Source organism: Streptomyces sp. Da 82-17 (assembly GCF_046098215.1).
Classification (GTDB): Bacteria; Actinomycetota; Actinomycetes; order Streptomycetales; family Streptomycetaceae; genus Streptomyces.
On the sequence record NZ_JBJURH010000017.1, the window covers coordinates 22,699 to 37,769 of the forward strand.

Below are 15,071 nucleotides of genomic sequence, written 5' to 3' on the forward strand. Positions count from 1 at the left end.
CGGCATAACGAACAACCGGATACGGTGAACCATATCCCGCAATCCGGACATCAGGTTGACAGTAGACGTGTGAACCGGTCTCCTGTTGGGCATGCTCGCGAACTTGGCGCTCACTCGGATCCACACCGGTGGATCCCTCTGTGCTGCCCTGGAGAGCTGTCGCTGTTCCTGTTGCTGTTGAGCCCATCGCGCTCCAGCCGTTCCGCACCGCCGAGCCCCCGCCCCGGGCTCCGCACCCCTCGCCCGCACCCGGGCCGCCCCTCCCGCTCGTGACCCGAGCGACTGTCCAGGATCACGGACAGTGACGTCCCCGCACCTCTCCCCGCCGAGGAACACCGCACCGATGAACAGCGACAGCGACCTGCAGATCGCCGGCGACATCCTCGAGGTCCAGCACCTCCTGCAGCCCGCCCGTGAACACCCCGCCACCGTCGCCGAATTCGCCGGGCTCGCCCGCGCCGTCGCCGCCGACCGCTCCCAGTGGGAGCACCTCGTGGAGTACGACGCCACGAGCCGCTGGTACCACCGCCTGCGCACCGTTCCCCAAGCTCTCGGCTCCGCTCGAGCAGGGGAGACCCCGATCGGCTACGAGATCTGGCTGCTCAGCTGGGTGCCCGGGCAGGGCAGCGGACTGCACGACCACGGCCCCTCGTCCGGCGTACTGACCGTGCTCCAGGGCGAGTTGACCGAGCGCACCGAGCGCGGCACGCGCGCGTTGGCGGCCGGCGCGCAGCGCGTCTTCGCGCCCGGCTACGTCCACGAGGTCGTGAACGACGCCCTCGAACCCGCCGTCAGCCTGCACATCTACTACCCCGGCCTCACCGAGATGCCGATGCACGCGGCGCAGTGCTCGGGCGGCGTGGCCGAGACCGTACGGGATGCCGTCACCGCCTGAACCGCTGTCACAGCCACCTGACATGCTGGGCGCATGCGCATTGTGGTTCTGGCCGGAGGCATCGGTGGTGCCCGTTTCCTGCGCGGTCTCAAGGCCGCCGCGCCCGACGCCGACATCACCGTCATCGGCAACACCGGTGACGACATCCATCTGTTCGGCCTGAAGGTCTGCCCCGACCTCGACACGGTGATGTACACGCTGGGCGGCGGCATCAACGAGGAGCAGGGCTGGGGCCGTTCCGACGAGACGTTCCAGGTCAAGGGCGAGCTCGCGGCGTACGGCGTCGGGCCCGAGTGGTTCGGCCTGGGCGACCGGGACTTCGCGACGCACATCGTGCGGACGCAGATGATGGGCGCCGGCTACCCGCTCAGCGCCGTCACCGAGGCGCTGTGCGAGCGCTGGCAGCCCGGCGTGCGGCTGCTCCCGATGTCGGACGACCGGGTCGAGACGCATGTCGCGGTGGAGATCGACGGCGAGCGGAAGGCCGTCCACTTCCAGGAGTACTGGGTGCGGCTGCGCGCCTCCGTGGACGCGCTGGCCGTCGTGCCCGTCGGCGCCGAGCAGGCCAAGCCCGCTCCGGGCGTCCTGGAGGCGATCGCAGCGGCGGACGTCGTGCTGTTCCCGCCGTCCAACCCGGTCGTCAGCGTCGGCACGATCCTCGCCGTGCCGGGGATCCGCGAGGCCATCGCCGAGGCCGGGGTGCCGGTCGTCGGGCTCTCGCCGATCGTCGGGGACGCGCCCGTGCGCGGCATGGCGGACAAGGTGCTCGCCGCGGTGGGCGTCGAGTCGAGCGCCGCCGCGGTCGCCGAGCACTACGGCTCGGGCCTGCTGGACGGCTGGCTGGTGGACACGGTGGACGAGGGCGCGGTCGAGCGCGTCGAGGCCGCCGGGATCCGCTGCAGGGCGGTGCCGCTGATGATGACCGACGTGGACGCCACCGCCGCCATGGCCCGCGAGGCCCTCGCGCTCGCCGCGGAGGTACGCGCGTGAGCGCGCCCGCGTACCGCGTGTGGGCGGTGCCGGGGCTGCCCGAGGTGAAGGCCGGGGACGACCTGGCGAAGCTGATCGCGACCGCCGAGCCTGGCCTGGTGGACGGGGACGTCGTGCTCGTCACGTCGAAGATCGTCTCCAAGGCGGAGGGGCGGATCCTCGACGCCGCCGACCGGGAGGCGGCGATCGACGCCGAGACGGTGCGCGTGGTCGCGCGGCGCGGGACGCTCCGGATCGTCGAGAACCGGCAGGGCCTGGTCATGGCCGCCGCCGGAGTGGACGCCTCCAACACCCCTGAGGGGACCGTCCTGTTGCTGCCCGAGGACCCGGACGCCTCGGCGCGCGCGATCCGCACAGGGCTGCGGGACGCGCTCGGCGTGGACGTCGGCGTGCTCGTCACCGACACCTTCGGCCGCCCCTGGCGCACCGGCCTGACGGACGTGGCCATCGGCGCCGCCGGCGTGCGCGTCCTGGACGATCTGCGCGGCGGCACGGACGCGTACGGCAACCCGCTGAGCGCGACCGTCGTGGCGACCGCGGACGAACTCGCGGCGGCGGGCGACCTGGTGAAGGGCAAGGCCGCCGGGCTGCCGGTCGCCGTGGTCCGCGGGCTGCCCCACGCCGTGGGCGGGGGCGAGGACGACACCGGCGCGCGGGCGATGGTGCGGGGCGCCGCGGACGACATGTTCCGGCTCGGCACGTCGGAGGCGGTGCGCGAGGCCGTCACCGGGCGCCGTACCGTGCGGAGCTTCACCGACGACCCGGTGGACCCCGGGGCCGTGCGCCGCGCGGTGGCCGCCGCCGTGACCGCGCCCGCGCCGCACCACACGACGCCCTGGCGGTTCGTGCTCCTGGAGAGCCCGAAGGCGCGGACCGAACTCCTCGACGCCATGCGGGAGAAGTGGATCGCGGACCTGCGGGCCGACGGCAAGTCCGAGGAGTCCATCGCCAAGCGCGTGCGCCGCGGCGACGTACTGCGGAACGCCCCGTACCTGGTCGTGCCCTGCCTGGTGACGGACGGCGCGCACACGTACGGGGACGCGCGCAGGGACGCCGCCGAGCGGGAGATGTTCGTGGTCGCGACCGGCGCCGGCATCCAGAACTTCCTGGTGGCCCTGGCCGGTGAGCGCCTCGGCTCGGCGTGGATCTCGTCGACGATGTTCTGCCGTGACGTCGTACGAGGCGTGCTCGGGCTGCCGGAGAACTGGGACCCGATGGGGGCCGTCGCGGTGGGCCGGGCGGCGGAGGAGCCGCGTGAACGCCCGCCGCGCGAGGTGGCGGACTTCATCGAGGTGCGCTAGCGGGACGGAGGCGCGTAGGCGCGCCGGCCTGGCCGGCGGGCGGGTCAGAGTTCGCCGATGTCGACGCGCGGCATCTTCGGTGTGCGCCGGGGCGGGGTGCGGCCGGACAGGAGGATCAGGCGGGCGGCGCGGTGCCGCTGGCCGCGGTAGGGCTCCAGGAGCTCCAGCATCCGCGCGTCGTCGCTGTCCCGCTCCCCCGCCAGGGCGTACCCGACGATGCCGGGCAGGTGCAGGTCGCCGACGGTCACCTCGTCCGGGGCGCCGTGGCTGCGCTGCACCGTCTCGGCGGAGGTCCAGGGGCCGATGCCGGGCACCGACTCCAGGCGTTCCCGGGCCTGTCGGGGCTCCATGCCGACCGCCTCCTCCAGGCGGTGGGCGACGCGCACGGCGCGCAGGATCGTCGAGGCGCGCTTGTCGTCGACGCCCGCGCGGTGCCACTCCCAGGACGGGATCATGCGCCAGGCGCGCGGCTCGGGCATCACGTGCATGCGGTCGGGGGCGGGGCCCGGCGCCGGTTCGCCGTACTTGCGGACCAGGAGGCGCCAGGCGCGGTACGCCTCGTCGGTGGTGACCTTCTGCTCCAGGACCGACGGGATCAGCGACTCCAGGACGAGCCCGGTCCGCATCAGTCTGAGGCCGGGCCGCCGCCGGTGCGTCGCGGCGACGAGGCGGTGCCGCGGCTCGAACACGTCGGGCTCGTCCGCCTCGCCGACCAGGTCGGGGAGCCGCCCGAGCAGCCAGCCCGCGCCGGGCCCCCAGGCGTCCGCGTGCACGGTCCCCGAGCGCAGCGCGACCCGGAGCGTGCCCGGCCCGTCGGGCGTGCGGCTGGCCCGCCAGAACGAGCCGTCGGGCGTCGCCCGGTACGTGGGGTCGCCGGGGCCGCGCCGCAGCGGGCCGAGGACCAGGCGGAGGTCGAGGGGCCCGGTCGGCGTGAGGCGGCGGGACTCGGCGGCGGCCTGCCGCGGGACGGCCCCGGTGCGTGCGGGTACGCGGGAGCCGCGGTGCGGGCGCGCCGGCACCGGCTGCTGGACGAAGCGACCTGCCACGGGGGTCCTCGGGGTCGAACGGACGACCCTCCGAGCGTAGGCGCTGCGCGGGCCCCCGTGCGCCACATGCCGGGCGGAAGGCCGAAGGCGGAAGGCCGAAGGCGAAAAGCCCTTACTGGTCCGAGGAGAACCTCACGGCGCCGTCCGCGAGTTCCGCCCCGCACCACACGCGGACCCCGTCCCGCAGCTCGTTGTCCGCCCCGATGCGCGCGCCGTCGCCGACGACCGCGCCGGCCAGGACCGTACGGGCCCCGATGCGGGCGCCCGCGCCGATCAGCGAGTCCGTCACGACCGCGCCGGGCTCGACCACCGCGCCCTCCAGAACGGTGCTGCCCGAGATCCGGGCGCCCGCGCCGACCCGCGCGCCCGCGCCGACGACGGTGCCGCCGGTCAGCTTGGCGTCGGGGGCGACCTCGGCGGTGGGCAGCACGAGCCGTTCGCCGCGCCGCCCCGGCACGGCGGGCGAGGGTGCGCGGCCGAGGACGAGGTCGGCCGAGCCGCGCACGAAGGCCTGCGGGGTGCCGAGGTCCAGCCAGTACGTGGAGTCGACCATGCCCTGCAAGTGCGCGCCGGACGCGAGGAGTTCGGGGAACGTCTCGCGCTCGACGGAGACCGGGCGGCCCGCGGGGATGGTGTCGATCACCGAGCGCCGGAAGACGTACGCGCCCGCGTTGATCTGGTCGGTGACGATCTCCTCGGGCGTCTGCGGCTTCTCCAGGAAGGCCTGCACGCGGCCGGTGTCGTCGGTGGGCACGAGCCCGTACGCGCGTGGGTCGTCGACGCGGGTCAGGTGCAGCGAGACGTCGGCGCCGGAGGTCTCGTGGGTGGTGACGAGGGCGGGGATGTCCAGGCCGGTGAGGATGTCGCCGTTGAAGATCAGCACCGGGTCCTCGGGCGCGGAGTGCAGCCGCGAGGCGACGTTGCGGATGGCGCCGCCGGTGCCGAGCGGCTCCTCCTCGGTGACGTACTCCAGGTGCAGGCCGAGCTCGGAGCCGTCGCCGAAGTACGGCTCGAAGACCTCCGCCAGGTACGAGGTGGCGAGCACGATGTGCTCGACGCCCGCGGCGCGCGCCCGCGCCAACTGGTGTGTGAGGAACGGCACTCCCGCGGCCGGGACCATCGGTTTCGGCGTGTGCACGGTGAGCGGCCTGAGCCGGGTCCCCTTGCCACCGACCAGGAGGATCGCTTCTGTCACCTGTCGCCTCTGCTTCCTGCCGGGGGCGGGGCCTGTCTCGTACACCGGTCACTGCACCGGACTGGTCGGGTCCGGTACGCCGGACTGGTCTGGTCCGGCCGGTCAGTGTAGGCAGACCGTTCATGGGCGTTTTCAGTTGCGTCTGTGTGCGTGTTGTTACGTCTGCTGACCTCGGCGTGCCGCTGTTCCGTGCCTTTCCCGCGTCCGTGTTCCGTGCCTCCACGCGTACGGCCGGGGCGGCTGTGCGAGCCGCCCCGGCCGTGGTTCAGCCGTGTTCCCGGTGAGGGTTCACCGGCCCTGGTAGCGGGCCGAGGACGCGCGGGCCGTGCCGAGCTTGTCGTACAGCCGTCCGCCCGGGCACTCCGTGGCGAAGCCGTCGCGGTGCCCGGAGATCACGTTGAGGCGGACGTTCGCACCCTTCTTGTAGAGGTTGCTGCCGGCCGACTTGAGGACGGCAGTGCCGCGCGGGTTCGCCCCGTACAGCCCGAGCTTCCAGGCGGTCAGCCTGGCGACCGCGGTCACCGCGGCCTCGGGCGGGTTGTCGTTGCTGTACGTGCCGAGGACCGCGATGCCCATGCTGTTGCTGTTGAAACCGAGAGTGTGGGCCCCCAGGACGGGTTTGGCCACACCTCCGGCACGTCCTTCGTAGATGTTTCCGCACTTGTCGACGGCGAAGTTGTAGCCGAAGTCCCGCCAGCCGCTGCTCTTGACGTGGTAGCGGTAGATGCTGCGCAGCAGCGAAGGGACCTCTGAGCAGCTGTAGTTGTTGCCGGACGCGCTGTGGTGCACGAAGGCCGCGCGCACCGACTTCGTGTAGACGAAGTTCCGCTCGCGCAGCTTCTCGTCCGCGCCCCAGCCCTTGCGGGTGACGATGCGCGGACGCGGCCCGATGTACGGCTTCGAGGCGGCGGCCTGGACGATGCCGCGCGACTCGACGAGGTCGCTCTCCGTCTGCTCCTTGGTCAGCGCGGGGATGACGGAGGCGCCGAGTTCGGCGAGGTCCGCGTTGACCGCCGAGCTGGCCGCGCCCTCCGCGCTGAGCGCCGGGGACTTCGCGGTGTCGGACTGCGGGCCTTGGGCGGGCGGGTCCTCGCCGGGGTCGACGAGTTCGAGCCGGAGCCCGCTCGGCAGCGGCTGGACCGCCTGCACCGCGGCGGCCGGCGGCCCGGCGACGGAGTGCGCGGCAGAGGGGGAGTTCGGGTGGGAGTGGGCGGTGGAGACGGCCGACGAGGCGGGGGCCGAAGCGGACGCCGAGGCCTGCGCGGTGACGCCGTCGTCCGCCGCGCCCTGCCGGGAGGCTCCCGGGCGCTCCGCCGCGTGGTCGTGCCGGTCCCCGTCGGCCGGGGCGCTCTCGACCCGGATCTCCACGCCGTCCGAGTCGCCGACCCACAGCGGCGCCGTCGAGCCGTGCAGCTTGGCGCCCGCCCGCTCGGGGCTGTCGAGGTCGGCGGAGTGCTCCTGGTTGTGGGTGTCGACGTCCTGCCAGTGTGACCAGCGGCCGGTGCCGGTGGCCCGGGTGCGGACCTGGACGCGGCCGTGCAGCTCGGCCGACGGGTCGTCCCAGACGACGCCGACCAGCGAGAACGGCCGTACGTCGCGCCGGGTCAGGCCCTGCGCCGGGGCGCCGCCCGAGGAGCGCTCGGAGGTGAGAGGGGTCAGCGGAAGCGACTGGGTGGAGCCGGGCACGGAACCCGCGGCCGACTCCGCCGCCGGGGCCGCGGCGGCACGTACGTCCTGCGGCACGGCGAGCGGCAGGGCCAGGGCCGCCGCACAGGCGACGCCGATCGAGGAAGCAAGGTATCCACGCATGGCGTCGATCGTGCGGCAGACCGGGCATACCCGCACTTCGTGGGACACATCGGGATGTACGCCCGGCGAAGGGATCTGACGGGCCGTCGGCCCCGATCCGGTCGCTCCGCTGCGCCGACCGGGCGGACGCGGCCCGCCGTCCGCGCGTACCCTTGCGCCTGTGAACGCGACCGACCGCACCCCCGCCGACCTGCTGCGATCCGCGCTCGCCGCCGATCCGGCCCGCCCCCTAGTGACGTTCTACGACGACGCCACCGGCGAACGCGTGGAATTGTCCGTCGCCACCTTCGCCAATTGGGTGGCCAAGACAGCCAATCTGCTCCAGGACGAGCTGAACGCCGAGCCCGGCGACCGCCTCGCGCTGCTGCTGCCCGCGCACTGGCAGACCGCGGTCTGGCTGCTCGCCTGCTCCTCGGTCGGCGTGCTCGCCGACGTGGGCGGGGCGGCGGCCGACGCCGACCTCGTCGTCAGCGGCCCCGACTCCCTGGACGCGGCCCGCGCCTGCTCCGGCGAGCGGGTCGCCCTCGCGCTGCGCCCGCTGGGCGGCCGCTTCCCGCAGCCGCCGGACGGGTTCATGGACTACGCGGTCGAGGTCCCGAGCCAGGGCGACCGCTTCGCGCCGTACGCCCCGGTCGACGCGGACGCGCCCGCGCTGGCCGTCGACGGCGTGGAGCTGACCGGTGCGGAGGTCGTGCGGCGCGCGCTCGCCGACGCCGCGGAGCTCGGGCTCGGCCCCGGCGGCCGCCTGCTGACGGGGCGCTCGTACGACACCTGGGAGGGGCTGTCGGCCGGACTGTTCGCGGCGCTCGCGGCCGGCGGCTCGGTGGTGCTGTGCCGGAACCTGGAGCAGGTGGCGGAAGGCGGCCTGGAGAAGCGGATCGAGAGCGAGCGGGTCACGCTCACGGTCGACTGACCTCCCCCGCTTTCCCGTGCGCCGTTCGGCACGTGTCCGGCGCGTGTTCCGGTACGTGGAAAGTCCACCCGTCCGGCGCAGGTCGGGGCCCGGTGCGCAGGCGCGGGGCGGGGGCGGCGGGTCATGGTCGTAGGAGCGCTTCGAGGGGAGCGCCGCCGCGCTGCCTATGCCACGAGGGGTGGACCACGACGTGACCGACACCGCAGGCACCCCCGCCGAACCGGACCAGCCGGCCGACGACGTGTCTGAGGCGAGTCGGACGGCGGACGAGGGCAGCGGGGAGCAGGCGGCCGACATAGCGGACGCACCCGTCGACACCGGCCGGCTCCCTCCCTCGGACACACCGCCCGAGCCCTCCGACGACGGCGGCACCGGAGACGGCGACAGCGACGGCGACGGCACGACCGACGGAGACGGCGCCCCTGACGGCGAGGGCGCCCGTCCGCACCACCACTGGCTCCGTTGGGCCGCCCTCGGCGTGGCGGTGGTCGTGCTCGCGGCGGCCGGGATCGGCTGGAGTCTCTACAAGAAGCTCGAAGGCAACATCACCCAGGACACCGGCACCGCCGCCGAGTTGGAGCGGTACGAGCGGGAGCGGCCCGAGCCCGCCGTGCACGACGCGCAGAACATCCTGCTCATCGGCTCGGACACCCGCTCCGGGAAGGGCAACCGCCCCTACGGCCGCGACCCGGGCACGCAGCGGTCCGACACCACGATCCTGCTGCACCTCGCCGCCGACCGGAAGAGCGCGACCGCGGTGTCCCTGCCGCGCGACCTGATGGTGGACATCCCGGGCTGCCGCAGGCCCGACGGCTCCCGCACCCGCGCCCAATTCGCCCAGTTCAACTGGGCGTTCGAGTTCGGCGGGGCCGCCTGCACGATCCGTACCGTCGAGAAGCTCACCAAGATCCGCGTCGACCACCACATGATCGTGGACTTCCAGGGCTTCAAGAAGATGGTGGACGCCGTGGACGGGGTCGAGGTCTGCCTCAAGGAGCCGATCAACGACAAGGGCGCCAAGCTCAGGCTCAAGGCCGGCCGGCAGAAGCTGAACGGCGAGGAGGCGCTCGGCTACGTACGCGCCCGGAAGTCGATCGGGAACGGCAGCGACACCGAACGCATGGACCGCCAGCAGCAGTTCCTCGGGGCGCTCGTCAACAAGGTGAAGAGCAACGGCGTCCTGCTGAACCCGACACGGCTCTACCCGGTGCTCGACGCGGCCACGTCGGCGCTCACCACGGACCCCGCGCTCGCCGGTTTGACCGACTTGTACGAGTTGGTGCGCAGCATGCGCAACATCCCCACAGACCGGGTGCAATTCCTCACGGTCCCCCGTCGCTCGTACACCTACGACCCCAACCGGGACGAGCTCGTCCAGCCCGACGCGGGGCGGCTCTTCGACCGGCTGCGGCACGACGCACCTGTCCAAGTCGCCCCGCGCGAGCGGGATTCCGAGGGCGGGAAGAAGGATTCGGAGGACGGCTCCGAGAGCGATTCCGCCTCCGAGTCCGAGGAATCCGGGGGATTCGAGGAGGATTCGTCCGGGGGCGGCCGGGGTGACGGCGGGGGCGGCTCGGACGACGAAAAGGCCGGAGGCCGTGATTCCGGCGTGGACCGGATCACCCCCCGCGCGACCGGCGACGACAAGGCCGAGGACCCCTCGCGTTCACCGAGTCCGGAGCCCACGTTCCGCGGAAACACCGCCGCGAGAACGAGTTGTGAGTAAAAGCGTCACCAAACGAGGAGAACCCGGGGCCGGTTAAGGCCCGTATTGCCCAGTTGTAGGGACGTGGAATTTGTCACCGCCGTCGCCGGTGGCTGAACTGGTCGGATAGCGTGAGCGATCCGGTGCGTCCGGCCACCCCGTGGCCACGCACCGCGTACGTGTGACCGGGCGCCTTTGGAGGGGGAGGCGCCGCGTGGCCCCGACGGAGGACTCAAGCAACCGTGGACGCGCAAGGCCGTGGGCGGGCGGAGAACATCGACCCCGCAGACCAGTGGGTACTGAACCCGCAGACCGGCGACTACGAACTGCGACTGGGCCCCTCCGCAGGGCAATCGTCGGGCATTCCGGCGCCCCGCAGATCCCCGGGCGTGGAGCAGCCGGCTCCGGGTGAACGCCCGCGCTTCTCCGCCACGACCCGCCGCTTCCCGACGGTCGGCGGAGCCGTCGGCCCCACCGGCCCCACGGGCCCCACCGGCCCCACGGGTCCCGTCGGGCCCACCGGACCGGACGCGCCCGGCGGATCCGGCGGCCCCCTCGGCCCGGGCTCGGGCATCCAGACCGGACCGGCCGGGCCCCGCGGACCGCGCGGCCCCCGCGTGCCCGAGGAGCCGGACGAGCCGGAGACCACGAACCGGGAGGTGCCCGGCCCGCGCAGCAGGCGCCGCGGCCGCCCGGACGACAAGGCTCCGCCGACCACCGGCAGGCGCAGGCCCAGGCCGCGGCCGTCCAAGGGCAAGAAGGTCGTCCGCTGGGCGCTCATCGTCCTGGTCCTCGTGCTGCTGATCGCCGGCGTCGGCGGCTACCTGTACTGGCAGCACCTCAACGACAACCTCACGTCCATCGACGACGACGGCGCGGGCACCGGCGGCTTCAGCAAGGACCGCCCGATCAACGTCCTGCTCATCGGCACGGACAAGCGCACCGGCAAGGGCAACTCGGGCTACGGCGACGCCGGCAGCGCGGGGCACGCGGACACCACGATCCTGCTGCACGTCTCCAAGGACCGTACGAACACGACCGCGTTGAGCATTCCGCGGGACATGATCACGGACATCCCGGACTGCCCGACCACCCAGGCCGACGGCACGAAGAAGACCATCCCGGGCACCAGCCAGACCCGGTTCAACGAGAGCCTGGGCCAGAGCGGCCGCACGCCGAGCTGCACGATGCGCACGGTCACGGAGCTCACCGGGATCAAGATCGACCACTTCATGGTGGCCGACTTCAACGCGGTGAAGACGCTGTCCACGGCCGTCGGCGGTGTGCCGATCTGCCTCGCCAAGGACATCAACGACCCCAAGTCGCACCTGAATCTGCCCAAGGGCCCGCACGTGGTGAAGGGCGACGACGCGCTCGCGTTCGTCCGCACCCGGCACGCGGTCGGCTTCGGCGGCGACCTCGACCGGATCAAGCTGCAGCAGCAGTTCCTCACGTCGCTGATGCGCAAGATGAAGTCGAACGACACGCTGACCGACCCGGGCAAGATGCTCGACCTGGCCGAGGCGGCCACCAAGGCGCTCTCCGTCGACTCCAAGATCTCCGACCTGAACAAGCTCAAGGACCTCGGACTCGAGCTCAGCAAGGCCGACTTGGAGAACATCTCGTTCGTCACCGCGCCGGTCAGGGACAACACCGACGGGGCGACCGTCGTCCTCGACGACCCGAAGGCGAAGCCGCTGTTCGCGATGTTGCGCGCGGACAAGTCCCTCACCGACGTGAAGAAGCAGAAGAAGAAGGAAGAGGAGGCCCGCCTCAAGGGCCCCAAGTCCGCCGCTTCCGAGGTGCGCGTCAACATCTACAACGGCTCGGAGACCGCGGGCGCCGCTCAGTCCACGGTCACCTGGCTGCAGACCGAGCAAGGCGTCCTGAAGTCCAGCCAGTTGGGCAACGCACCCGAGCCGCAGGCGAAGACGACCCTGGAGTACGCCCCCGACCAGGCCGACCAGGCCCGCAGGCTCGCCGAGATCATGGGCCTGCCCGCCTCCGCCATGAAGCCGGGCAAGAGCGAGCAGAACTCTCAGGGCCTGCCGGCGATGAAGCTCGTCCTCGGTGACGACTTCGAAGAGGCCGGTACGCCCATCTCCGCTCCGTCGAAGGCGCCGGAGGGGATTCAGAAGGTCGAGGCAGACAAGCCGGTCTGCGCCAAGTAGCATCCGCGCTCCATCCCGGGCCCGGCCACGCGCCCACCCGGGCGGGCCGGGCCCGGGGAGGGGCTAGGGGCATGAGGCAGGGCAGCGTACGAAGAACGGACGAGGTGCCGCAGCAGCGCGGCGCCGACGAACTGGGCTGGGACGAGAGCCTTTACGACAACGAGGACGAAGGCGAGAACAAGGGCGACGGCGACGCACGCGAGCGGTCGGGGGGCCGCGAGGGTGACGGCGGCGGACGGCCCCCGCGCAGGCGCCGCCGCGTGCTGCGCTGGTTCGCGATCGTCCTCGCCGTACTGATACTCGGCACGGCCGCCGCCGGATACCTCTACTACGAGCACCTCAACGGGAACATCGACGTCTCCCCGATGCCCGAGGGCGAACGCGCCCCCGAGGCCACGCCGAACGCGGCCGGGCAGACCCCGCTCAACATCCTGCTCATCGGCTCCGACGCGCGGGACAACGCCGAGAACCAGAAGCTGGGCGGCGCCAAGGAGACCTTCAACGGGACGCCGCTCGCGGACGTGCAGATGCTGCTCCACCTCTCCGCGGACCGCAGCAACATGTCGGTGATCAGCATGCCGCGCGACACCCTGCTGCAGATGCCGGAGTGCACCGACCCCGAGACCGGCAAGGTCTACCCGCAGACGCAGGGCCGGATGATGACCAACGCCAGCCTGGGGCGCGGCGGTCCGGGCTGCACGGTGCTGGCCTGGGAGAAGCTGACGAACATTCACATCAACCACTTCATGATGGTCGACTTCGCCGGAGTGGTGTCGATGGCGGACGCGATCGGCGGCGTCCCGGTCTGCGTGGACGCCAACATCCACTCGCGCAACAGCAAGGGCGAGGGCTCGGGCCTGAAGCTGAAGAAGGGCACGACGTACATCCAGGGCGAGCAGGCCCTGCAGTGGCTGCGCACCCGCTACGGCTTCGAGGACGGCAGCGACATCGGCCGCGCCAAGGCCCAGCACATGTACATGAACTCGATGGTCCGCGAGCTGCGCGAGAACGCCACCCTGAGCAGCCCGAACAAGCTCCGCAGGCTCGCCGAGGAGGCCACCTCGGCCCTGGAGGTCGACGAGGGCCTGGACACCGTCAAGAAGCTCTACGACCTGTCGAACGAACTGAAGCGCGTGCCGCCCGAGCGCATCACCATGACGACCATGCCGTACGAATACGTGGGCGTCCGCGTGCAGCCCAAGCCGGGCGACGCCGAGCAGCTGTTCCGCCTGGTGCGGGACGACGTGGCGCTCGACGGCAAGGACGACCCGGCCAAGAAGAAGGAGCGGGAGAAGCAGCGCGAGGAGTCCGTCTCGGACGACCCGGCCGCCGAGCCCGCCGAGATCGGCGTACGGGTCGTCAACGGCACGGCGACCGCCACCACCCCGTCGGTCCCGGGCCGCGCCTCCGCGGTGGCGGCGGTGCTGCAGGGCGAGGGGTACGCGCGGGCGGCGGCGGACCAGTCGACGGCGCCGCGGCAGGAGCGCACGGTGGTCCGGTTCCCGAGCGCCGAGCTCGAAGGGGACGCGCAGGCGGTCGCCAAGTCCCTCGGCCTGCCGATGAGTTCGGTCGAGGAGTCCAAGGACGTCACCGGCGTCACCCTCGTCGTGGGCGCCGACTGGCCGTCCGGCGACGTACCGCCGAAGCCGGAGGCGAAGGACGACAGGACGCCGGAGTCGGCCGAGGCGATGAACGGCGCGGACGACGGGGCCTGCATGCACGTGAACCCGAACTTCACCTGGTAGCGGGGAAGTTCGGGTTCAGCGGGGGCCGTACGGTCAGGCCTGCTTCAGGACCGCCGGGCGGCGCGAGGCGATGACCTTCTTCGCGAGCGAGCGCGGGCTGGTCAGGAAGCCCCAGCCCCACGACATGTGCATGGTCGCGAGGGCCACGGGGATCTGCAGCCGGGCCTTCAGCGGCAGCCCCTTGCCGGCCGGCACCGAGCCCGCGACGATCGCCGCGAGATAGCCGCCGGGGATCACGAAGCCCCACGGCGTGAGCAGCGCGCCCACGACCGTGCCCGCGGCGATGGCGCACACCGCGGTCGGCGGCGCGAGATAGCGCAGGTTGATCGAGCCCTCGTGGTACCGGGCGACGACGTGCCGCCAGCGCCCGTAGTCCTTGTACTGCTTGGCGAGCGCCTTGACGCTGGGCCGCGGGCGGTACGAGACCTTCAGCTCGGGCGAGAACCAGATGAGCCCGCCGGCCTCGCGGATCCGGAAGTTCAGCTCCCAGTCCTGGGCGCGGATGAACTCCTCGTTGTACCCGCCCTGCTGCTCCAGGGCCTCGCGGCGGAAGACGCCGAGGTACACCGTCTCGGCCTGCTGGGCCTCGCCGCCGGTGTGGAACGCGGCGTTGCCGACGCCGATCTTCGACGTCATCGCGGCGGCGACCGCGTGCTCCCAGTCGTTCTCGCCCTCGGCGTGCATGATGCCGCCGACGTTCTGGGCGCCGGTCTCCTCCAGGAGGCGGACGGCGGTCGCGATGTAGTTCGCGGAGAGCATGCCGTGGCCGTCGACGCGGACGACGATCGGGTGCGTCGACGCCTTGATCGCGGCGTTCAGCGCGGCCGGCGTACGCCCCGTCGGGTTGGGCACCGTCTTCACCCGAGGGTCCTCGGCGACCAGCTGGGCGGCGATCTCGTCGGTGCGGTCCGTGGACGGGCCGAGCGCGACGACGACCTCCATCTCGCCGGCGTACTCCTGCCTCAGGATCGCCTCGACCGCGTGCCGCAGGTGCCGCTCCTCGTTGAGGACGGGCATGATCACCGAAACCGCGGGGGCCTGCACCTCGGACTCCTTGATTTTCTCGCTCATCAGACGTCACGTTACCGCGAACGGGGGACACGAACGCGCGCCATCCGGGTCGTTGCCCCGGGCCGCATTTCGTATCGCAATACGGTTGCACGCGTTCCTGCGCCCGTTCCGCGGAGGTGTCCCGCGTTGTCCCGTCCGCCCCGCCATCCCGCCCGTCCCCCGCGGCAGCGGCCACGGCCGCAGGCGCAGCAGCCGCCTCGCGGGAGGCGACGGCCGCCGGCGAAGCCGCG

Annotated in this window: 11 protein-coding genes; 7 read left to right on the forward strand and 4 right to left on the reverse strand. The window is 72.6% G+C overall.

Going from position 1 to position 15,071, the window contains the following annotated elements; genetic code table 11:
* Window positions 1–343 precede the first annotated feature (343 nt).
* Genes ACIDOF_RS25905 through ACIDOF_RS25915 form a run of 3 tightly spaced genes read left to right on the forward strand, consistent with a single transcriptional unit; the run spans window position 344 to window position 3,186 of the window.
* Window positions 344–895, forward strand: coding sequence for a cysteine dioxygenase (locus ACIDOF_RS25905; protein ID WP_409008497.1), 552 nt, complete (start codon window positions 344–346; stop codon window positions 893–895).
* 33 nt (window positions 896–928) lie between these two features.
* Window positions 929–1,885 (forward strand): 2-phospho-L-lactate transferase, encoded by a 957-nt coding sequence (gene cofD, locus ACIDOF_RS25910; RefSeq protein ID WP_409008498.1) that lies wholly within the window; start codon window positions 929–931, stop codon window positions 1,883–1,885.
* Window positions 1,882–3,186 carry a coenzyme F420-0:L-glutamate ligase gene (locus ACIDOF_RS25915; RefSeq protein WP_409008499.1) on the forward strand — a complete coding sequence of 435 codons (1,305 nt, stop codon included), beginning with the start codon at window positions 1,882–1,884 and terminating at the stop codon, window positions 3,184–3,186. The genes cofD and ACIDOF_RS25915 overlap by 4 nt, the downstream gene beginning before the upstream one ends.
* A 44-nt stretch (window positions 3,187–3,230) precedes the next feature.
* On the opposite strand, the gene ACIDOF_RS25920 is transcribed toward ACIDOF_RS25915, so the two are convergent.
* From ACIDOF_RS25920 to ACIDOF_RS25930, 3 genes are all read right to left on the reverse strand, one after another.
* Window positions 3,231–4,232 (reverse strand): DNA-3-methyladenine glycosylase family protein, encoded by a 1,002-nt coding sequence (locus ACIDOF_RS25920; RefSeq protein ID WP_409008500.1) that lies wholly within the window; start codon window positions 4,230–4,232, stop codon window positions 3,231–3,233.
* 112 nt (window positions 4,233–4,344) lie between these two features.
* On the reverse strand, window positions 4,345–5,427 hold the full coding sequence (locus ACIDOF_RS25925) for a sugar phosphate nucleotidyltransferase (protein WP_409008501.1): 1,083 nt from the start codon (window positions 5,425–5,427) through the stop codon (window positions 4,345–4,347).
* A gap of 288 nt (window positions 5,428–5,715) precedes the next feature.
* A complete protein-coding gene (locus tag ACIDOF_RS25930) occupies window positions 5,716–7,236 on the reverse strand; it encodes a peptidoglycan recognition protein (RefSeq protein WP_409008502.1) in 1,521 nt (506 codons plus the stop codon).
* A gap of 160 nt (window positions 7,237–7,396) precedes the next feature.
* Between ACIDOF_RS25930 and ACIDOF_RS25935 the strand changes: the two genes are divergently transcribed.
* From ACIDOF_RS25935 to ACIDOF_RS25950, 4 genes are all read left to right on the forward strand, one after another.
* Entirely contained in the window at window positions 7,397–8,149 is a 753-nt protein-coding gene (locus tag ACIDOF_RS25935) for a TIGR03089 family protein (RefSeq protein ID WP_409008503.1), read from the forward strand.
* Window positions 8,150–8,339: 190 nt separating this feature from the next.
* Window positions 8,340–9,875: an LCP family protein gene (locus ACIDOF_RS25940; protein WP_409008504.1), complete on the forward strand. Its 1,536-nt coding sequence runs from the start codon at window positions 8,340–8,342 to the stop codon at window positions 9,873–9,875.
* Window positions 9,876–10,096: 221 nt separating this feature from the next.
* Window positions 10,097–12,025, forward strand: a complete 1,929-nt coding sequence (locus ACIDOF_RS25945) for an LCP family protein (protein ID WP_409008505.1) — start codon at window positions 10,097–10,099, stop codon at window positions 12,023–12,025.
* A gap of 71 nt (window positions 12,026–12,096) precedes the next feature.
* Window positions 12,097–13,770, forward strand: coding sequence for an LCP family protein (locus ACIDOF_RS25950; protein WP_409008506.1), 1,674 nt, complete (start codon window positions 12,097–12,099; stop codon window positions 13,768–13,770).
* 33 nt (window positions 13,771–13,803) lie between these two features.
* On the opposite strand, the gene ACIDOF_RS25955 is transcribed toward ACIDOF_RS25950, so the two are convergent.
* Window positions 13,804–14,841, reverse strand: a complete 1,038-nt coding sequence (locus ACIDOF_RS25955; protein WP_409008507.1) for a glycosyltransferase family 2 protein — start codon at window positions 14,839–14,841, stop codon at window positions 13,804–13,806.
* Window positions 14,842–15,071: the final 230 nt, after the last annotated feature.